This window comes from Micrococcus sp. TA1 (assembly GCF_014199555.1).
Classification (GTDB): domain Bacteria; phylum Actinomycetota; class Actinomycetes; order Actinomycetales; family Micrococcaceae; genus Citricoccus.
Map to the genome: position 1 here is coordinate 695,030 of NZ_JACHNW010000001.1, position 19,341 is coordinate 714,370.

Consider the following 19,341-nt stretch of genomic DNA (forward strand, 5'->3'; position numbering starts at 1 on the left):
CCAGCACCGTCCCGAACGCCCCGCCGCGGAATCGGCGTCGTTCGACGTGCACCCGCTCGGCCCCGCGCAGCGCCGCGGCCGACGGCCGATTCCCCGGGAGGTCCACCCATGGCCCCGAACAACCCCATCCCCAGCGGCACGCCAGACCCTTCGGGCGTCCGTCCGAGCGACTACCCTAGATACCACGCATCTTCCAAGGAGACCATGACCGAGAACCCCCAGCACGGGAACGACCAGCCGGACGAGACCCAGATCCAGGACGTGATCGAACGTATCCTGGCCGCCGATGCGGCCAGTGCCTCCGTCGAGCACGGCGTCAGGCCCACCGAGGGCCGTGCCCTGGCCCTGTCCGACGGCGACGACGGGCACACCGAGGCCGACGGTGAGCAGTTCGACCTCGCCGAGCGCCAGGCCCTGCGCCGGGTCACCGGGCTCTCCACCGAGCTCGAGGACATGTCCGAGGTCGAGTACCGGCAGTTGCGCCTCGAGCGCGTCGTGCTGGCCGGGCTCTGGTCCGAGGGCACCGCCGCGGACGCCGAGAATTCCCTGCGCGAGCTGGCGGCGCTCGCCGAGACCGCGGGCTCCGAGGTGCTCGACGGCCTCATCCAGCGCCGCCACACCCCCGATCCGGCCACCTTCCTCGGTAAGGGCAAGGCCGAGGAACTGCGGGACATCGTCGCGATGACCGGCGCGGACACCGTGGTCGTGGACTCGGAGCTGGCGCCCTCCCAGCGGCGTGCGCTCGAGGACGTGGTCCGGGTGAAGGTCATCGACCGCACCGCCCTGATCCTGGACATCTTCGCCCAGCACGCCAAGTCCCGTGAGGGCCGGGCCCAGGTGGAGCTGGCCCAGCTCGAGTACCTGCTGCCGCGACTGCGCGGCTGGGGTGAGTCCATGTCCCGTCAGGCCGGTGGCCGGGCGGCCGCCGGCGAGGGCATCGGCTCCCGCGGTCCCGGTGAGACGAAGATCGAGCTGGACCGCCGGCGGATCCGGACCCGGATGGCCAAGCTGCGCCGGGAGATCGCGGCCATGAAGCCCGCCCGCGAGACCAAGCGGGCCAACCGCCGCCGCAACAGGGTGCCGTCCGTGGCGATCGCCGGATACACGAACGCCGGCAAGTCCTCACTGCTGAACCGGTTGACCCATGCCGGGGTACTGGTGGAGAACGCCCTGTTCGCCACCCTGGACCCCACCGTGCGCAAGGCGGTCACCCCGGACGGGATCGGCTACACGCTCTCGGACACGGTCGGGTTCGTGCGGTCCCTGCCCACCCAGTTGGTCGAGGCGTTCCGCTCGACCCTCGAGGAGGTCGCGGACGCGGACGTGATCCTGCACGTCGTGGACGCCTCGCACCCGGACCCGGAGGGCCAGATCGCCGCGGTCCGCACCGTGCTGGCCGAGGTGGACGCGCGCCGGATCCCCGAGATCATCGTGCTGAACAAGGCCGACGCCGCGGACCCGGTGGCGATCGCCCGGCTGCGCCAGCGCGAACCCCGCTCGGTGGTGGTGTCCGCACGTACCGGTGAGGGCATCGCCGAGCTCGAGCGGGCCATCGCGGACGCCATCCCGCGTCCGGACGTGGCCCTGGACCTGCTCATCCCGTTCACGGACGGGGACGTGGTCTCCCGGTTGCACTCCCCGGATGCGGACATCATCTCCGAGACCTATGAGTCGGGAGGCACCCGGCTGCGGGTGCTGGTCCGCGAGGACCTCGCCGATGACCTGCGGCGTTTCTCCGTCGACCGGCCGGAACCGGCCGGGGCATGACGGACACGGCACAGCACACCGCTCCGGATCAGGACGTGCTCGCCCGGACCGAGGCCGAGCGGCAGGCCCTGCAGTGGCTGGACGCGGCCGTCGAGGCGACGGGCGGACAGCACCGCGAGGGCCAGCGCCGCATGGTCGTGGAGGTGGCCCGCTCCCTGGAGTCCGGGACCCACCTGCTCGTACAGGCCGGCACCGGCACCGGGAAGTCGCTGGCCTACCTGGTGCCGGCACTGCAGCACGCGGTGGACGCCGAGGCCCCGGTCGTGGTCGCCACCGCCACCCTGGCCCTGCAGGCGCAGATCATGCGCCGGGACGCCCCGCGGTTGCTGGAGGCCCTGCAGGACGAGTTGCCCCGGGAGATGACCGTGGCACTCGTCAAGGGCCGCTCCAACTACCTGTGCCGGCACAAGATCGACGGGGGCTTCCCCGAGGAGGACGGGCAGGCCCTGTTCGGCCTGGCCGACGACGGTGAGGCGATGGTCACCGGTGACGCGGGACCGACCAGCCCGCTGGGCCGGGAGGTCAAGCGGCTGCGCGACTGGGCCGAGGAGACCGAGTCCGGGGACCGGGACGACCTCGAGCCCGGGGTGAGTGACCGGGCCTGGCGCCAGGTCTCGGTCTCGGCGGTCGACTGCATCGGCGCCCAGCGCTGCCCGATGGCCGAGGAGTGCTTCTCGGAACGGGCGCGGGCCGATGCGGCCGAGGCCGACGTGGTGGTGACCAACCACGCGTTGCTGGCCATCAGTGCCTTCGAGGGCCTGGCCGTCCTGCCGGAGTTCGACGCGGTGATCGTGGACGAGGCCCACGAGCTGCAGGACCGGGTCACGGGGGCGGTGACCGGACAACTGTCCGGAGCCATCGTCCAGGCGGCCGGTTCCGCGGCACGCAAGCACACGGCGATCGCGGTCGAGGACCTGATGCAGGCCGGCGTCGGGCTGGACGCGGCGTTCGCCGCCACTCCCACGGGACTCATCCCGCGCGGGCCGGACGAGGTCCAGCAGAACGCCCTGCGGGCGGTCCGGGACGCGGCGCGGCAGGGGCTCAGCGACTCCAAGGGGCCCGGTGGGGCAGGCGGTTCCGCCGAGGCGGCCGACGGTGGCCGGCAGATGGCACGCTCACGGCTCCAGGAGGTCCTCGAGGTGGCCGAGAGGATGCTCGACGCCGTCCCGGACGCGGACTACCCCGAGGTGCTGTGGGCCTCCCGTCCGGGCCGCTTCGAGCCGGGGACCGGATGGGTCCCGGGTGACGAGACCGCCGCGCCGGTGGTGTGCGTCGCCCCGTTGTCGGTGGCCGGCCGGCTCCGGGAGGGGTTGTTCGGCCAGGCGACCACGGTACTGACCTCCGCGACCTTGACGGTGGGGGAGTCCTTCGACCCCGTGGCGGGCTCGCTCGGCCTGCTCGGGCCGGGCGCTCCGCGATGGACCGGGGTGGACGTGGGCAGCCCCTTCGACTACCCGCGCCAGGGCGTGCTCTACGTGGCCCGGCACCTGCCCCGGCCCGGCCGGACCTCCTCCCCGGACGCCTACGACGAGCTCGAGTCCCTGCTGCGCGCCTCCGGGGGAGGGGCACTGTGCCTGTTCTCCTCGAGGCGCGCGGCCGAGGACGCCGCCGCGGAGATGCGCAGCAGGCTGGGGGCGGCGCCCCAGATCCTCTGCCAGGGCGACGCCACCCTCTCGGCCCTCGTCCGCCAGTTCGCCTCCGAACCGGACACCTGCCTGTTCGGGACCATGAGCCTGTGGCAGGGCGTGGACGTGCCCGGATCGGCCTGCCGTCTGGTGGTGATCGACCGCATCCCGTTCCCCCGTCCGGACGACCCGCTGGGGACCGCACGCACCCGGGAGGTCAGCCGTCACGGCGGCAACGGGTTCATGGCCGTCTCGGCCGCCCACGCCGCCGTGAGGCTGGCCCAGGGCGCCGGCCGGCTGATCAGGACCACCACGGACCGTGGCGTCGTGGCGGTGCTGGACCCCCGGCTGGCCACCGAACGCTACGGAGGGTTCTTGCGGTCCACCCTGCCGGACTTCTGGCCGACCACCGACCCGGCTGTGGTGCGGGGCGTGCTGGAACGCCTGCGCGACCCGGCCTAGGGATCACGAGCGGTCGACGGCCGAGAGCAGCTCCAGCACCTCGACCGTTCGGATGCCCCGCCAGTCCAGGCCCTGGCCCGGGCACCACGCGGCCCAGTCGACGTGCCAGCCCCCATCGGACTGCTGGCCCATGACGACCCGGTCGACGTCTGCCCGGAGCTGCCTGTCGGTGAAGAGCAGGCGCGCGGGGGTCGCGGCCCCCGGCTCGATCACCGGGGCCGACCACGGGTCGGCGGCCAGGTCCCAGGGGTGCAGTCGTTCGCCCTCGGCCCCGCCTTCCACCGGCAGCGCACCGTCGCGGTCCAGGCGGGAGCGCCATGTCTCGATCGCCGCGGTCTCGGCAGGACCCTCGGTGCGGGGACCCCGGTCCGCGGCCAGGAAGCGCAGGGCGTACTTGACGGCGTAGGCCGACAGCCCACCCTCCCGCAGCTGGGAGCGGCACCACTCCGTGGCCGCCTCGGCCCACCCGCCGACGAAGCCGGTCCGGAGGGCGGCGGCCGCGAAGCCGAAGGTGAGGTGTGATCCTCCGGGCCACAGCTGTACCCAGGGCGCGTGCGGCCAGGCCAGGGAGGGCTCGGTGACGAAGGGCAGCGAACCGTCGAGCCCGGACGCCGAGGCAGCCCACTCGAGCGCGCTGCGGAACCAGGGATGGTCGGCCAGGTCCCACCCGGCCAGCAGGTCGAGGGCGGTGAGGGTGGCGAGGGGCTCGCTCACCGGGGAGCGGACATCGGGCTCCAGGCCGTGACCGAATCCGCCGTCGGGGTTGCGATACGCGCCCAGCGCCGCCAGGACGCCCTCGGGACCGCCCCCGTGCAACAGCAGGTCCAGGCGACGACGCTCCAGGAGCCGTCCCCGGGTGTAGACGAAGCGCTCGGCGTCCGCCACCCGGACGCCTCTCGGGAAGGGACGGTGGTTCATCGCCGCGCTCCGCATCAGTGTCCCGGTCAGAGGGCCCGCAGGACCGTGACCACCTTGCCCATGACCGTCGCCTCGTCTCCGAGGATCGGCTCATAGGCCGAATTCTGCGGCAGCAGCCACGTGTGCCCGTCGCGCTGCCGGAACGTCTTGACGGTGGCCTCATCATCCAGCAGGGCCGCCACGATGTCACCGTTCTGGGCCGAGTTCTGCTGGCGGACCACCACCCAGTCCCCGTCGCAGATCGCGGCATCGACCATCGAGTCACCGGAGACCTTGAGCATGAACAGCTCTCCCTCGCCGGTGAGCTGGCGGGGGAGCGTCATGACGTCCTCGACCTGCTGGTCGGCCAGGATCGGCCCGCCGGCGGCGATGCGACCGACGAGCGGGACCGGGACGGAGGTGCCCTCCACCGCACCGGTGTGCAGGGCCGTGACCGGAGCCGGGCGGTCGGCGGTGTCCGGGGCGCCGGCCGCGGCCGTCGACACGGGCTGTCCGTCCTCGTCCAGCAGGACCTCCATGGCGCGGGGCCGTCCCGGATCCTTGCGGATGTACCCCCACTTCTCCAGTTGACCCAGCTGATGGGTCACCGAGGACAGCGAGGCCAGTCCGGCGGCGTCACCGATCTCCCGCATCGACGGCGGGTACCCGTGCTGCGCGATGGCCGAGCGGATCGACCCCAGGATGACCCGCTGGCGCGCGGTCAGCGTCCGGGCGGCAGGGGCGGGCTGGGAGTCCGGTTCGGGTCGGGGAGTCCGGGAGGCCATTCGAAGATCCGTTCTTAGCGTGTCCGTGGTGCCGGTTGAGATGTCTCATGGTCGGCCCGCGGGGAGTTGACGGGCCATCACGTGCCTCAGAGGCTACCGGAGGGGCAGGGCGGATTCAAAGATATGTTCGAATAATGTTTGGCGTGTTTCGAACAGACGTGCTAGACAAGAGGGCGAACGGATAGAACACACGTTCGAACAGCCCGGTCGCCCCGGGCGGAGAGGTTGAAGAGCATGAGCACTGCAGCATCGGTCGTGACCCGCACCGCCGGCTCGGCCGGATTCCACCTGAACCGTCGTGGCCGTTTCCTCTTCGTCGGACTCCCGATCCTCGTCGTGGCCGCGCTGGCGGCCGCGGCCGCCGTGTTCCTGGGCGCCCATGCCGTGGCCCCGGCCGCAGCATCGCCGGAGCGCCCCGTGGTCGCCCCGGTCGAGTCCGTCACCGTGGACTACGGTGACACCCTGTGGTCCGTGGCCGGCCAGGTGGCCCCGGACGCTCCGCGCAATCAGACCATCCTGCGGATCGGCGAGCTCAATGACCTGACCGGTTCCGAGCTGCAGCCGGGGCAGGTCCTCTTCGTCCCCCGGGGCTGACGCGGGCACCACCGGAACGTCCGCGGCCTCGGCCGGCCCGTCGCCCGGTTCGAGCCGCGTCAGAGGGGGGACCGTGGCGTGCCATGCACGGACGTCACCGGGGCTCGGGGGACTGACTGAGCGCCTAGGCTGTCTCGGGTGAGTGATGAGGATGCGATCTCGAATCCGGAGGCCCTGGCCGCCCTGCCGTTGCGTGAGAACCTGCGGGGCCTGAGCCCCTACGGTGCGCCCCAGCTGGACGTGGCGGTGGCGCTGAACACGAATGAGAACACCCATCCGGTCCCGGACGAGGTGGTCGCCGCCATCGCGGAGTCGGTGGCCGCTGCCGCCGTGACGCTCAACCGCTACCCGGACCGTGAGTTCACCGAACTGCGCAAGCGCCTGGCGGAGTACCTGGGGCACGGGTTGTCCGCGGCGAACCTGTGGGCCGCGAACGGTTCCAACGAGATCCTGCAGCAACTGCTGCAGGCCTTCGGTGGGCCCGGGCGCACCGTGATGAGCTTCCCGCCCACCTACTCGATGTACCCGCTGCTGGCCGCCGGCACGGACACCCGGTACGTGGCCGGTGTCCGCGGGGAGGACTTCTCCCTGACGGCCGCCTCCGCGGCGGCCCAGGTCGCCGAGCACCGGCCGGACGTGGTCCTGTTGTGCTCCCCGAACAACCCGACCGGCACCGCCCTGGGGCTGGACGTGGTGCAGGCCGTCTATGACGCCACCGAGGCCTACGGGGGCATGGTGGTCGTGGACGAGGCCTATGCCGAGTTCGCCCTCGCCGGCACGCGCTCCGCGCTCACCCTGTTGCCGGGCCGGCCGCGCCTGGTGGTCTCCCGGACCATGTCGAAGGCCTTCGCGCTGGCCGGCGCCCGCCTGGGCTATCTCGCCGCCGCACCGGAGGTCACCGACGCCCTGCGCCTGGTGCGCCTGCCCTACCACCTCTCCGCGGTCTCCCAGGCCACGGCCAACGCCGCCCTGCAGCACTACGACGTCCTGCTCGAGAACGTCGAGGACATCAAGGCCCAGCGCGACCGGATCGTGGAGGGGCTGCGCGATCTCGGTCTGGCCCCGGCCGTCTCGGACTCCAACTTCGTGTTCTTCGGCGGACTGGCCGATTCCCACGCGGTGTGGCAGGGCCTGCTCGAGCACGGGGTCCTGGTGCGCGACGTCGGGATCCCGCACCACCTGCGTGTCACCGCCGGGACCGAGGCGGAGACCACGGCGTTCCTCACCGCCCTGCGGGAGGTCCTGGCCGAGGCACCCGCCACGACGTCCGGCCAGTGACCGGCCCGGTAGACTGGACCACCGGATCCCCCCAACAGCAAGGAGCTGACAGAGCATGGGCGCAGAGCTGATCTCCGGCCGGAAGGCGCGGATGCAGCGCACCACCAGCGAGTCCGACGTCTACGTCGAGATGGACCTGGACGGAACCGGCACCTCCGAGATCTCCACCTCGGTGCCGTTCTACGACCACATGCTCACGGCACTGTCCAGGCACTCGCAGATCGACCTGACGGTCCGCGCTACCGGGGACACCCACATCGACGTCCACCACACCGTCGAGGACGTGGCCATCACCCTCGGCGAGGTGCTCAGGACGGCGCTGGGGGACAAGAGGGGCATCCGCCGCTTCGGCGAGGCCTCGGTGCCGCTGGACGAGGCCCTGGCGCGCGCCGTCGTCGACGTCTCCGGCCGACCGTACCTGGTGCACGAGGGCGAGCCCGAGGGCCAGCAGTACCACCTGATCGGCGGACACTTCACCGGGTCCATGACCCGGCACGTGTTCGAGTCGATCACCTACCACGCCTCCATCTGCCTGCACATGGACCTGGTCCGCGGCCGGGACCCGCACCACATCGTCGAGGCCCAGTTCAAGGCCTTCGCCCGCGCCCTGCGGGCCGCGGTCGAGGACGACCCCCGGGTCACCGGGGTGCCCTCCACCAAGGGTGCGCTCTGATGGCCGGTGTCACCGGCGCCGCCCGTCCCACCGTCGCCGTCCTGGACTACGGGTCCGGCAACACCCACTCCGCCGTGCGCGCCCTCCAGCGCGCCGGGGCGGATGCACGACTGACCGCGGACGCGGACGAGGTGATGAACGCCGACGGGCTCGTGGTCCCCGGAGTGGGCGCCTTCCAGTCCGTCATGGCCGCCCTCAAGGACCTCGGCGCGACCCGGTGGATCGGCCGGCGGGTGGCCGGGGGCCGGCCCGTGCTCGGCATCTGCGTGGGTCACCAGATCCTCTTCGACGCCGGCGTGGAGCACGGCGTGCGCACCGAGGGCATGGGCGAGTGGCCCGGCGTGGTCGAGGCCCTGCCGGCGCCGATCGTGCCCCACATGGGCTGGAACACCGTGCGCCCGGCCGAGGGCTCCGCGCTCTTCCGGGGCATCGAGGACGAGCGCTTCTACTTCGTGCACTCCTACGGCGTCCTGAAGTGGGAGTTCGACCAGGCCCACGAGAAGATCGCCCCGCCCAAGGTGACCTGGGCGAACCACGGAGGGGACTTCATCGCCGCCGTGGAGAACGGCCCGCTCGCCGCCACCCAGTTCCACCCCGAGAAGTCCGGTGACGCCGGGATGCAGCTGCTGGCCAACTGGCTCGGAACCCTCTGATGCCCTTCTGGTCCACCCTGCTCATCGCCCTGGGCGGGCTGCTGATCGGTGGCGCCTGGTCGCTGCGCCAGCAGAAGGCGCCCGTATGGCTGCAGGTCGGCTTCCTCGTGTGCGCCGTGCTGGCGATCATCGCCGGTTTCGTCACCGCCTCGTCCTAGACCACCTCGTCCGATCGAACCGAGAGGAACCCCCTCATGAGCCAGACCCCGCAGAGCGCACCGGCGCTGGAACTGCTGCCCGCCGTCGACGTCCAGGACGGCCAGGCCGTGCGCCTCGTCCAGGGCGAGGCCGGCTCCGCCACCTCCTACGGCGACCCGCTCGAGGCCGCCCTGGCCTGGCAGAAGGCCGGCGCCGAGTGGATCCACCTGGTGGACCTGGATGCCGCCTTCGGCCGCGGGGACAACCGGGACGTGATGTCCCGCGTGGTGGACGAGCTCGGCGTGAAGGTCGAGCTCTCGGGTGGCATCCGGGACGACGCCTCGCTGGAGAACGCCCTGGCGATGGGTGCCACGCGCGTGAACCTCGGCACGGCGGCCCTGGAGGACCCGGAGTGGACCGCGCGGGTCATCGAGCGCTTCGGCGACCAGGTCGCGGTCGGCCTGGACGTGCGCGGCACCACCCTGGCCGCGCGCGGCTGGACCAAGGAGGGCGGTGACCTCTGGGAGGTGCTCGACCGCCTCGAGCAGGCCGGTTGCGCCCGCTACGTGGTCACGGACGTCACCAAGGACGGGACGCTGAGGGGCCCGAACACCGAGCTGCTGGCCGAGGTGTGCACCAAGACGCCGAAGCCCGTGGTGGCCTCCGGTGGCATCTCCTCGCTGGAGGACGTGGCCGCGCTGTACGCCATGGTCGGCCGGGGCGTGGAGGGCGCCATCATGGGCAAGGCCCTGTACGCCGGCCGGTTCAGCCTGGAGCAGGCCCTGCTCGTGTCCCGCGGCGTGAGCGTGGAGGACGCCGTGAAGCAGGCCCCCATCCAGTGACCGGCCAGGACCGGGAGCGCCACCTGCCCGGGCACATCGAGGCGGCCATCCGGCGCAACCTGGAGCGCCAGCACCGGGACGAGTCCGGCCGCCCGGCGGACTCCGCGGGCGTCGCCTGGGAGGGCCGGGACCTGGGCGGGGCCGGGATCGACGGCTCGGCCAACCCGTTGCACGCCTTCGACACCGACGACGGCACCGCGGACCCGGCCTGGGGCCCGGTCCTGGACCGGTTGGCGGCCGGTGAGGCCGGCGAGGCCGAGGTCGTGGACGCCCTGTCCCGCATGCGGGTCTTCGCCGCCGTGCTGCCGACCGTGGCCGAGCACGACGACCACGGTGGTGACGGGCCGCACGGGGACGGACCGCACGGGGACAAGGAGGCGGACGTCGCGCTGGTGACGCTCAGGGCCCCCGACGGCCGGGCCGCCCTGCCCGTGTTCACCCACGTCCCGGCGCTGACCGCCTGGCACCCCGAGGCGCGGCCGGTGGCGACCTGGATGCCGCGGGCCTGCCTGTCCGCCGTGGACGAGGGTGCCGAACTGGTCGTCGTGGACCCGGCAGCCGAGCGCACGTTCGTGGTGCGCCGCCCGGCTGTCTGGGCACTGGCCCGGCAGCAGGCCTGGATCCCGTCCTACCAGGACACCGAGCTGGCCGAGGAACTGGCGTCCGTGGTGGACCTGGTGCCCGGGCTCGCGAGGATCGCGCTGACGCCGGGGGCCGGCGTGGCCTCCCGGACCGCCTCCGGCGCCGTGCTGCCCGGTGGGGGCTCCGGACCGGAACTGCGGCTGGTGGCCTACCCGGACCCCGCGCTGGCGACCTCCGGCGACGAGGCCGCGCTGCGGCTGATGGCCGCCACCCTGCAACAGGTGCTCGGTGAGGTGCCGGCCCTGGCCGAGCGGGCCGACTCCGTGGAGATCACGGTCAGCCGGTAGTCCCGGGACCCTCCGGTACCCGTTCGCCGTCCTCCAGGGCGCAGCCCAGCCGGGAGAAGACCCGCAGCAGGGTCTCGGTCTCCTGCTCGTCGAGCCGGTCCATGAACAGGTCCTTCACCTGGCGCGCGTGCAGGGTCGCTGCCTTGCGGAACAGGCTCCGGCCGGCGTCGGTGATGACGGCCTCCGAGCCACGGCCGTCCTCCACGCAGGCGCGACGCTCCACGAGCCCGCGCTTCTCCAGGGTCTTGACCTGATAGGTCACCCGCGAGGGCGAGAACACCATCAGGCTGGCCAGCTCGCCCATGCGCAGGTGCCCGCCCGGGGCCTCGGTGAGCAGCAGCAGCAGGTTGTAGTCGGCCAGGTGCAGGTCCACACCCGCCTTCAGGCTCCGCTCGAGGCGGTCCTGCAGCAGGGCGGTCGCCTCGAAGTAGGCGCGCCAGGCCTGACGGGAGGTGTCCGCCGGCTGCCGTCCCGGGACCGCGCTGCGGGACCACGAGCCGGTGTCACTCTCCGCGGAGGAGCTGGTCAAAGGGAATCACCTCCAGGGGTGCGGGCGCACCGGAGGCCCGGCGCGGGCGGGCGGGGAACCGTCCGACCACCGAGGCCAGGTCCGCCCCGGCCGCGGCGATGCGGGTCTGCAACGGCGTGGTGCGGGTGGAGGCCTGGCCGCCCTCGACCTCGCCCCAGTCGTCCGAGGCGGCGAAGATCCCTGAGGAGAGCACCTTGGTGCGCAGGTAGCTGAACAGCGGGCGCATCGCCGTGTCGATCATCAGCGAGTGCCGCGGCGTGCCGCCGGTCGCGCCGAGAAGCACCGGGACGTCCCGGACGGCGTCGTCCTCCACGAGGTCCCAGAAGGACTTGAACAGCCCCGAGTAACTGGCCTTGAAGGTGGGGGAGACGGCGATGATGCCGTCGGCCTGGGACACCTCCTCCAGGGCCGCCTGCAGCGCCTCGGACCGTGACGGGTTGACCATCGCCTCGGCGATGTCCGTGGCCAGCAGGCGCAGCTCCACCACGTGCACCTCCGGGACGATTCCCTCGGCGGAGAGGCGGTCAGAGGCGGCGGCGGCCAGCCGGTCGGCCAGCTGGCGGGATGACGACGGGTCGCCCAGCCCGCCGGAGACCACCACCAGGTGCCGGGCCTGCGGGGTGAACGGGTCGGTGGACTCGGGGGCGCCGAACGCCTCCGGGTCGCCGAGGTCCGGTAGCTCCTCCACGGCTCAGGCCCCGGCCTTCTCGGAGGCCTGGGCCTTCTCGGCGCGCTCCTGGGCGTCCTTCCAGGCCTGTGAGCCCTCCGCGCCGCCGGGCACCGGGTCCTCGCCGCGCTCGTGGCGGGCCACCAGGAACTCGTGGGTGGGGGCCTCCGGGACGTCGGCGGGCTTCAGGGCGGCGAACTCCTTGCGCAGCACGGGCAGGACCTCCTCGCCGAACAGGTCGATCTGCTCCAGCACCACGTCCGTGGGCAGTCCCGCGTGGTCGATGAGGAACATCTGGCGCTGGTAGTCGCCCACCCAGTCCCGGAAGGACAGGGTGCGCTCGATGACCTGTTGCGGGGAGCCCACGGTCAGCGGGGTCATCCGGGTGAACTGCTCCAGGGACGGGCCGTGGCCGTAGACCGGGGCGTTGTCGAAGTAGGGGCGGAACTCGTTGACGGCGTCCTGGGAGTTCTTGCGCATGAACGCCTGGCCGCCCAGGGCCACGTAGGCCTGGGGTGCCTTGCCGTGGCCGTAGTACTCGTAGCGCTGGCGGTAGAGCTGCACCATCTGGATCACGTGTTCCTTGTTCCAGAAGATGTTGTTGTGGAAGAAGCCGTCGCCGTAGTAGGCGGCCTGCTCGGCGATCTCGGCCGAGCGGATGGAACCGTGCCAGACGAAGGGCGCGACGCCGTCGAGCGGCCGGGGGGTCAGGGTGAAGTCCTGCAGCGGGGTACGGAAGCGGCCCTGCCAGTCGACGTTCTCCTCGTGCCACAGCCGGTGCAGCAGGTGGTAGTTCTCCACGGCCAGTGGGATGCCCTGGCTGATGTCCTTGCCGAACCAGGGGTAGACCGGGCCGGTGTTGCCGCGGCCCATGGTCAGGTCCACGCGGCCCTCGGCCAGGTGCTGGAGGTAGGAGTAGTCCTCGGCCAGGCGCACCGGGTCCATCGTGGTGATCAGGGTGGTCGCCGTGGACAGGATCAGCTTCTGGGTCTGGGCGGCCAGGAACGCGAGCAGGGTCGGCGGGTTGCCGGGGGCCACGAAGGGCGGGTTGTGGTGCTGGCCCGTGGCGAAGACCTCGAACCCGGCCTGCTCGGCGTGCTGGGCGATCCTGACGGTGTCCTTGATGCGCTGGTGTTCGGTGGGCGTGGTGCCGTTGGTCGGGTCGGTGGTGATGTCACCGATGGTGAAGACGCCGAACTGCATGGTTGCTCCTCGAGTGGTGTGCCGGTGCTCTGGTGGCCTGCCATCAGATTAGTGCAAATTTGAATCACCTGTACAACCGTCCCCTGGGCAGGACTATTCCCGACGGCGGCCGGGCCCCGCAACGGACCGGGTGCGCTCCGGGTGCGCGACCGGCCGAGGGTGCCCCGAGGTCACCGACCCGTCCGGGCGGGCCACCGGGTGCCCCGGGCCGACCTGCGCGTTCGCCACCCCACCCGGATAGCATGCTGGGGTGAACTTCGCCGCCTACGGACACCTGCTGCGGGACCAGCGGATCCGCCGCGTCCTCGGCGTCGGGTTCGTCGCCCGGTTCCCCAACGCCGCCCTGGGCATCATCCTGACCCTGCACGTGGCCGTGACCCTGGGGGAGGGGTACGGGGCGGCGGGGCTCGCCGTGGCGGCCATGACCCTCGGCATGGCCGTGGGCTCCCCGTGGCGCGGCCGGCTGGTGGACCGGCTCGGCCTGCGCCGGGCCCTGGTGCCGTCCGTGGTCACCCTGGGGGTCATCTGGACCGCGGTGCCGTTCCTGCCCTTCGCCTTGCTGCTCGTCGGAGCCTTCCTCGGCGGCCTGTTCGCCGTGCCCGTCTTCTCCCTGGTGCGCCAGTCCATCGGCGTGCTGACGCACGGCGCGCGGCGCGAGACCGCCTTCGCCCTGGACTCGATCATCACCGAGACGATCTTCATGATCGGCCCCGCCGTCGGTGCCGTCGTCGCCACGGCCTGGTCCAGCGCCTGGGGGCTGGCCATCGTCGGGTGGTCCGCGACGCTCGCCGGGCTCTACCTGATGTGGTTCAACCCGCCCACTCGCTCCTCGCAGCTCGCCCGCCCCGGCAGCAGTGGGGAGTACACGGCCGAGGAGGACCTGCGCCGGGCCGTGGACGGCGCCGTCCACGGTGCCCCGGCCCACCTGGACCTGACCGCCACCGAGGTGCCCACGGGCGCCATCCCCGTCATCCGGGCGGAGGACCACCGGCCCGGCACCGGGGCGGACGAGGGCGTCCGCACCGGCCCGTTCGCCCGCCTAAAGGCCTCGTTCGGCTGGCTCAGCGGCACTGCGCTCGCGGTCCTGGCGGTCTCGATGGGCTCGGGCATGCTGATGTCCGGCACCGAGGTGGCGATCGTCGCCGAACTGGAGCGCTCCGGGCAGGCCGCCCAGGCCGGCGTCGTCATTGCGTTCTGGTGCGGTGCCTCCGCGGTGGGCGGCATCCTCTACGGCGCGCTGGGCCGTCGGCTCTCGCCGCTGCTGCTCCTGACGCTGTTCGCCCTGGGGACCCTGCCGATGGCCCTGGTGGACGGCGTGTGGGCCCTGGCGGTCATCTCCCTCATCGGGGGACTGTTCACGGCTCCGACGCTGGCGGCCGCCTCCGCCCTGATGGCGCACGTGGTCTCCGAAGACCGCCGCGGCGAGGCCATGGGCTACTACGGATCGGCCATGACCGCCGGGGCCGCCCTGGGTGCCCCCGCCGCCGGGGCGTTCATCGACGGCATCTCGGCCGAGGCGGGCTACGTGTTCGCCGCGGCCGTGGCGCTGCTCATGGTGGGACTCGCGGTCCTGGCACGGACGATGCTGCGGCGGCGCCGCAGGGCCCGGGCCTAAGGGCTCGGGCAGGCTGGCGCCGCGGCAGGCCACCGGACGCCTCGCGGACGGCGAGGGCTGAACGGGCCGGGCATCCCGGGGTCGACCCGACTCGCGGCCCCCGGTGGTACGGTCGGCACCGTGAGCGCTGAGGACCACGCCGCCGATCGCTGTGCCCACACGGCGGCCCCGGCCGTCGACCTGCCGGATTTCCCCGTCCCGAGCCACGATCCGCGCGCCGTCTCGGACGCCATCCGGCCCGATGCGCGGATCGCGCTGTCCTCGTCCCGGGCGATGGTGCTGCTGCGGCATGTCGACGTGGTCGCGGCCGCCCGGGACCCCGAGGTGTTCTCCTCGGCCGTCTCCCGGTTCCTGCAACTGCCCAACGGCCTGGACGGGGAGGAACACGCCGCGTTCCGCCGCCTGATCGAGCCGTACTTCACCGCCGAGCGCATGGCTGCCCTGGAACCGGGGGTGCGCGAGGCCGCACGGCAGGTGTGCGCTGAGGTGACGAGCGCGGCGGGGGTGGGCACCGGGGCCGTGGGGTGTGACGCGGTCGGCGAACTCGGCTCCCGGTTCGCCGTGCGGGCGATGATGCGATGGCTCGGGTGGCCGGCGGGCCTGGAACCGACCCTGCTGGAGTGGATGGCGGACAACCAGACGGCCACCCGGTCCGGGCGGCTGGACGCCACCGCGGACGTGGCCCGGCGGTATGACGAGATCATCCGGTCCGTGCTGGCACCGCGGCGCGGCAGGGGCGGTGACGCGGACGGCAGTCGCCAGGACGTGACGGCGGAGCTGATGAGTGACCGGGCACTGGGCCGGCCGCTCCGGGACGAGGAGCTGGTCTCCGTCCTGCGGAACTGGACCGGTGGGGACCTGGGTTCCATCGCCTTGAGCCTCGGTGTGGTCCTGCACTACCTGGCCACCCACCGGGTGCTCCAGGCCCGGATCCGATCGGGCCTCACTCGGCGCGAGCTCACCGCGATCGTGGACGAGATCCTGAGGATCGACGACCCGTTCGTCGCCAACCGGCGCATGACCACCTGCCCGGTCTCCCGGGGCGGACTCCAGGTGGCCGCGGGCCAACGGGTGGTCCTGAACTGGACGTCGGCGAACCGCGACGAGGAGGTCTTCGGCGACCCCGACCGCTTCGATCCGGACGGCAACGCCGGGAACAACCTGGTGTACGGCACGGGTCCGCACGTGTGTCCCGGCCGGCCCCTGGCCACCCTCGAACTCTGCGTGGCGGTGGAGGAGATCGTGGCGGCCTTCGCGGACATCACCCTCGACCCCGTCCTCCGGCCCGAGCGGTCCATCACGCCGAACGGTGGGTTCTCGTCGGTGCCGGTGGTGCTGACCCCGGCTCGGTGACGTCCAGTGCGAGCTGGACCGCGACGCCGGGGGCGGGGTGCTCGGACGTGACCATGACGGCTCGTCCCGGAACCTCTCGGACCCGGTGGAGAGTGGGCCAGACCATCCGCTGCTCGGGGGTGGAGCCGGCGGGGAGATAGAAGCGGGTCGGCACCTGTCCGAGCACGCGCCCGCCGGCCAGCTCGCGGCCACCGAACAGGGCGACGGCGAGCAGGGACGGCGGGTGATCGCGAAGGAGCAGCGACAGGTGTTCCTCCGCGGTCTCGTATCCGGTCCCGACGCGCAATCCTGCCCACCGGCCCCAGGCGGTGACGACCAGGCGCACCGGCCGTCGCGCCGCCAGGTCCTCCCGGACGTCCGCCAGCACAGCCCCGAGCTGCTCGGCAACGGCCAGCGCCGGGGAGAGGACCGTCCACCGGCCGGGGGAGCGGTGTTCACCAGTTCCGATGCTGAACGGGACCCCCTCGGGAAGGATGTCGCCATCGCCGTCCAGGACCACGGTGCGTGGAGCGGTGGGCGATCCGGTGGGTGTCACCGAAAGGCCGACCAGCTGACGGAGGGTGGACCGTGCCGCGTCCCGGATCCCGCCGGTGTCCGTCCCGATCCAGGCCGCCGGGCCGTCCCGGCCCGGACTCCAGACCACGGGCCCCTGTCGTCGTGCACCCGGGGCGTCGGCCAGCCCCACGACGACGGCACCGGGGTGTGCGAGGCGCTCGGCAGCCGTCGGGCACCAGCGATCGGGCAAGGCCGGCATGACGACCGGTTCGGGTATGGCGAGTCTCCCTCGCTCGACGCCGCAGCGGATCCGGTCGACGATGCCGGGCCAGTCGGCCGGCCCGCCCCCACCCGGGTCACCCCCTGGAGCACCGTCGCGACCGTCCCAGGGGACCAGGTCTGGTGGACCTGGCGGTGCGGTGAACCGGCCGGCCCGGAAGGCCCGGGGAGGCGCGCCGCCGTGCCGGATGAAGGCCTGCCCGGGGGAGTCGGGGCCTATGGAGTGCGCCTGGGGGGATCCGAGCAGATCCCAGGATTCCTGTTCGGTGGCCGTCCTCAGGCAGACGATCGTGCCCAGGTTGGAGCGGACGTCGGGGCCCACCGCGCCCTGGGCTCGCTGGGTGGCGAGCACAAGGTGGAAACCGAGGGAGCGGCCGGTGGCCGCCAGCCGCGCCAGGACCGCTGCCGACTGGGGATGGTCCTCGACGAGGACACGAAGCTCGTCGATGGCCACGACCAGCCGGGGCAGCACCTCTCCAGGGTGTGAACGGCGGTACGCGGCGTAGTCGACGCTCCCGGCCGACAGGAAGAGTTCTTCCCGGTGACGCAATTCGGCCGTGAGGGCGTCGAAGGTCCGCAAGGACTCGGCCTCCACCAGGTTGGTCTCGACGGACATCGTGTGCGGGAGTCCGGACAGCGGCGCGAACGATGATCCGCCCTTGAAGTCCATCAGCACGAAAGACACCTCGCCCGGGGGGTAGGCCGCGGCCAGCCCGGTGAGGACGGTGAGCAGCAGCTCGGACTTGCCCGATCCCGTGGTCCCCGCGATCAAGGCGTGCGGACCCTCGCGGACCAGGTCGAGGCGGACCGGATCGGTGCCACCGGTGAGCGGTGACCGCAAGGACGACACCGCCGTGTCGGGGCGGTCGCGCAGCGGGAGCTCCATGCGGGGCGGTGACGGGGGCACGCGAGGGCGCGGGGAACCACCGAGCTCGTCCACGAGCCAGCCCGCGGTCGAGGCGGACATGCCGTGCCACCGGAGGTCCTCATAGTCCAGGCCGCCGACGGTGGCGCGGGCCTGATCGGGAAGTATCCGATCACCCCCGGTCCGGTCGTCCCCGCCATCCTCCGCGCCGCCGAGCACGACGCGGTGCCAGCCCGCCGGTAAGGCTCCCTCCGCTGCTCCGGCGTGCAGGACGGCCGTGCCCTCGGCCGCCGTGATGCCGCCCCCGAAGTAGGCGTCGCCAGCCGCCCTCCGGACGAGGACGCCGCGGGACGTGGCAACCGCGTCCCGGCACAGCTGGACCACCAGCCAGTGGGAGATCGCCTCCACCGTCGAACGCTGCCCGATGACCCGGGTCGTCCCCCCGGGATGCAGGTCGGTGATGACTGGCAGGGTGGCCCGTGACCACGCCGACCAGTCGGCACCCTCCCGGCCCGTCGCCAGAGGCAGCGTGGCGGTGCCGGTACCCCAGCGGATGAGTGGCGGCGCAGCGGCCGGTCCGAGGGTGCCGAAACGATCCGTGGCGGCCGACCGGGCCGCAAGGGCCACCGCGCCGGGGGCGGGGGCCAACGCCTCCAACCGTTCCCCGAGGCGAGCGGCCTCCGCGGTGATCCGGCGGCCGTGTGCGGACCGGGCCGAACGGTGCTGGGCCCACATCACGCCGGCAACCCCCACCGAGATGAGACTGAACAACAGGAAGTACCAGTGACCGGTCACCACGGCCAGCACGAGACCGATGACCAACGGCCCCAGGGCCATGACGGCCTGCATGACGACGTTCGGGCGCGTAGGTTCTTGGCCGGGATCAAGGGTGAGTGACGGTAACGGTGCCCTGGCGGGCAACGGTTCGGGCCGTCCCCGAACGAGGCGGAACCCCGAACTGCCCTCCCTCCACGGGGAGGAACCCGTCCGGGGCGGGCCGTCGCCGTCGGTGGCCGGGTTGGCGCGGGATCCGGCGAGGCGGACGATCCGGACGCCGTCCGGTTCGACGACGGCCCGGAAGTGGGGTGCGGACAGGAAGGGGTCGGCGATCCTCAGTTCGGAGTGGTTGCGGCCCACCGACACCCCGGACCGGGGCAGGGGAGCCAGCAGCCCGGCGTCGGGCCCGTCCTCGACCACCAGCACGACCTCCGGGCCACTCTCGCGCCCGGTGACCGGACGTACTGAGGGGCGGGCGACCACGCACAGGGTGGGGCTCGGACCCAGGACGTCGGTTCCCGCCTCTTCCAGCGGTCTGCCGCACACCGAGAAGCGGTACCCGGGCAGTCGACGCCGTAACAGTGCGTCCCATCGCGGCCCATCGGAACCCTCCATGTTCCGTGCCGACCACCAGCACGGCACGCCGTCCGCAAGGCCCAGGATGCGCACTCGCATGGATGCCACCTCCTCCGGTCCCGATCGCCGTGGCGGGCACCAGTCCTGTGTTCGCAGGCGATGCCACTGTCCCGGGCCCACTCTCATCCACGGAAAAGACACGTCGCGCGCGCTCGCCGTCAGGGTGTGGACGACACGCCCGGTGGACGTGGCCCGGCCGTGCCGCGGGTCGGATTGTCCACAGCCAATGCTGAGGTGACATGCGCGTTCCCCGAGGGGGTCGGTAGTCTCGATGGGAGG

General features: G+C 72.6%; 17 protein-coding genes. 11 read left to right on the plus strand and 6 right to left on the minus strand.

Going from position 1 to position 19,341, the window contains the following annotated elements; translation table 11 throughout:
* Positions 1 to 204 precede the first annotated feature (204 nt).
* On the plus strand, positions 205 to 1,767 hold the full coding sequence (gene hflX / locus GGQ69_RS02885) for a GTPase HflX (protein WP_183524368.1): 1,563 nt from the start codon (positions 205 to 207) through the stop codon (positions 1,765 to 1,767).
* Positions 1,764 to 3,854, plus strand: coding sequence for an ATP-dependent DNA helicase (locus tag GGQ69_RS02890; protein ID WP_183524371.1), 2,091 nt, complete (start codon positions 1,764 to 1,766; stop codon positions 3,852 to 3,854). The genes hflX and GGQ69_RS02890 overlap by 4 nt, the downstream gene beginning before the upstream one ends.
* A gap of 3 nt (positions 3,855 to 3,857) precedes the next feature.
* Here GGQ69_RS02890 and GGQ69_RS02895 read toward each other — a convergent pair whose 3' ends face one another.
* Positions 3,858 to 4,772: a hypothetical protein gene (locus tag GGQ69_RS02895; protein ID WP_183524374.1), complete on the minus strand. Its 915-nt coding sequence runs from the start codon at positions 4,770 to 4,772 to the stop codon at positions 3,858 to 3,860.
* Between the two features lie 26 nt (positions 4,773 to 4,798).
* A complete protein-coding gene (gene lexA / locus GGQ69_RS02900; RefSeq protein WP_183524376.1) occupies positions 4,799 to 5,536 on the minus strand; it encodes a transcriptional repressor LexA in 738 nt (245 codons plus the stop codon).
* A 234-nt stretch (positions 5,537 to 5,770) separates the two neighbouring features.
* Here lexA and GGQ69_RS02905 point away from each other — a divergent pair, with 234 nt between their 5' ends.
* The 7 genes from GGQ69_RS02905 to GGQ69_RS02935 all read left to right on the plus strand — a co-directional run bounded on the left by GGQ69_RS02905 (position 5,771) and on the right by GGQ69_RS02935 (position 10,643).
* Entirely contained in the window at positions 5,771 to 6,130 is a 360-nt protein-coding gene (locus GGQ69_RS02905; protein WP_183524379.1) for a LysM peptidoglycan-binding domain-containing protein, read from the plus strand.
* Positions 6,131 to 6,268: 138 nt separating this feature from the next.
* A complete protein-coding gene (locus GGQ69_RS02910; RefSeq protein WP_183524382.1) occupies positions 6,269 to 7,408 on the plus strand; it encodes a histidinol-phosphate transaminase in 1,140 nt (379 codons plus the stop codon).
* A gap of 55 nt (positions 7,409 to 7,463) precedes the next feature.
* Positions 7,464 to 8,081: an imidazoleglycerol-phosphate dehydratase HisB gene (gene hisB, locus GGQ69_RS02915; protein ID WP_183524385.1), complete on the plus strand. Its 618-nt coding sequence runs from the start codon at positions 7,464 to 7,466 to the stop codon at positions 8,079 to 8,081.
* The gene (gene hisH, locus GGQ69_RS02920) at positions 8,081 to 8,734 is read left to right on the plus strand and encodes an imidazole glycerol phosphate synthase subunit HisH (protein ID WP_183524388.1); all 654 of its coding nucleotides are present in this window, start codon (positions 8,081 to 8,083) and stop codon (positions 8,732 to 8,734) included. Before hisB ends, hisH begins: the two co-directional genes overlap by 1 nt.
* Positions 8,734 to 8,892, plus strand: coding sequence for a hypothetical protein (locus GGQ69_RS02925; RefSeq protein ID WP_183524391.1), 159 nt, complete (start codon positions 8,734 to 8,736; stop codon positions 8,890 to 8,892). Before hisH ends, GGQ69_RS02925 begins: the two co-directional genes overlap by 1 nt.
* 36 nt (positions 8,893 to 8,928) lie before the next feature.
* On the plus strand, positions 8,929 to 9,714 hold the full coding sequence (gene priA / locus GGQ69_RS02930) for a bifunctional 1-(5-phosphoribosyl)-5-((5-phosphoribosylamino)methylideneamino)imidazole-4-carboxamide isomerase/phosphoribosylanthranilate isomerase PriA (protein ID WP_183524394.1): 786 nt from the start codon (positions 8,929 to 8,931) through the stop codon (positions 9,712 to 9,714).
* The gene (locus GGQ69_RS02935) at positions 9,711 to 10,643 is read left to right on the plus strand and encodes an SseB family protein (protein ID WP_183524397.1); all 933 of its coding nucleotides are present in this window, start codon (positions 9,711 to 9,713) and stop codon (positions 10,641 to 10,643) included. The genes priA and GGQ69_RS02935 overlap by 4 nt, the downstream gene beginning before the upstream one ends.
* Here GGQ69_RS02935 and GGQ69_RS02940 read toward each other — a convergent pair.
* The 3 genes from GGQ69_RS02940 to GGQ69_RS02950 are packed head-to-tail and all read right to left on the minus strand — an operon-like array spanning position 10,633 to position 13,042.
* Positions 10,633 to 11,172: a MarR family winged helix-turn-helix transcriptional regulator gene (locus GGQ69_RS02940; RefSeq protein ID WP_183524400.1), complete on the minus strand. Its 540-nt coding sequence runs from the start codon at positions 11,170 to 11,172 to the stop codon at positions 10,633 to 10,635. The genes GGQ69_RS02935 and GGQ69_RS02940 overlap by 11 nt on opposite strands.
* On the minus strand, positions 11,147 to 11,860 hold the full coding sequence (locus GGQ69_RS02945) for an FMN reductase (protein ID WP_183524404.1): 714 nt from the start codon (positions 11,858 to 11,860) through the stop codon (positions 11,147 to 11,149). Before GGQ69_RS02945 ends, GGQ69_RS02940 begins: the two co-directional genes overlap by 26 nt.
* A 3-nt stretch (positions 11,861 to 11,863) precedes the next feature.
* Positions 11,864 to 13,042: an LLM class flavin-dependent oxidoreductase gene (locus GGQ69_RS02950; RefSeq protein ID WP_183524407.1), complete on the minus strand. Its 1,179-nt coding sequence runs from the start codon at positions 13,040 to 13,042 to the stop codon at positions 11,864 to 11,866.
* Positions 13,043 to 13,292: 250 nt separating this feature from the next.
* Here GGQ69_RS02950 and GGQ69_RS02955 point away from each other — a divergent pair, with 250 nt between their 5' ends.
* Entirely contained in the window at positions 13,293 to 14,657 is a 1,365-nt protein-coding gene (locus GGQ69_RS02955) for an MFS transporter (protein WP_183524408.1), read from the plus strand.
* A gap of 120 nt (positions 14,658 to 14,777) precedes the next feature.
* Positions 14,778 to 16,010 carry a cytochrome P450 gene (locus tag GGQ69_RS02960; RefSeq protein WP_183524411.1) on the plus strand — a complete coding sequence of 411 codons (1,233 nt, stop codon included), beginning with the start codon at positions 14,778 to 14,780 and terminating at the stop codon, positions 16,008 to 16,010.
* Here GGQ69_RS02960 and GGQ69_RS02965 read toward each other — a convergent pair.
* Positions 15,955 to 19,101, minus strand: a complete 3,147-nt coding sequence (locus GGQ69_RS02965) for an FtsK/SpoIIIE domain-containing protein (protein ID WP_183524414.1) — start codon at positions 19,099 to 19,101, stop codon at positions 15,955 to 15,957. The genes GGQ69_RS02960 and GGQ69_RS02965 overlap by 56 nt on opposite strands.
* Positions 19,102 to 19,341: the final 240 nt, after the last annotated feature.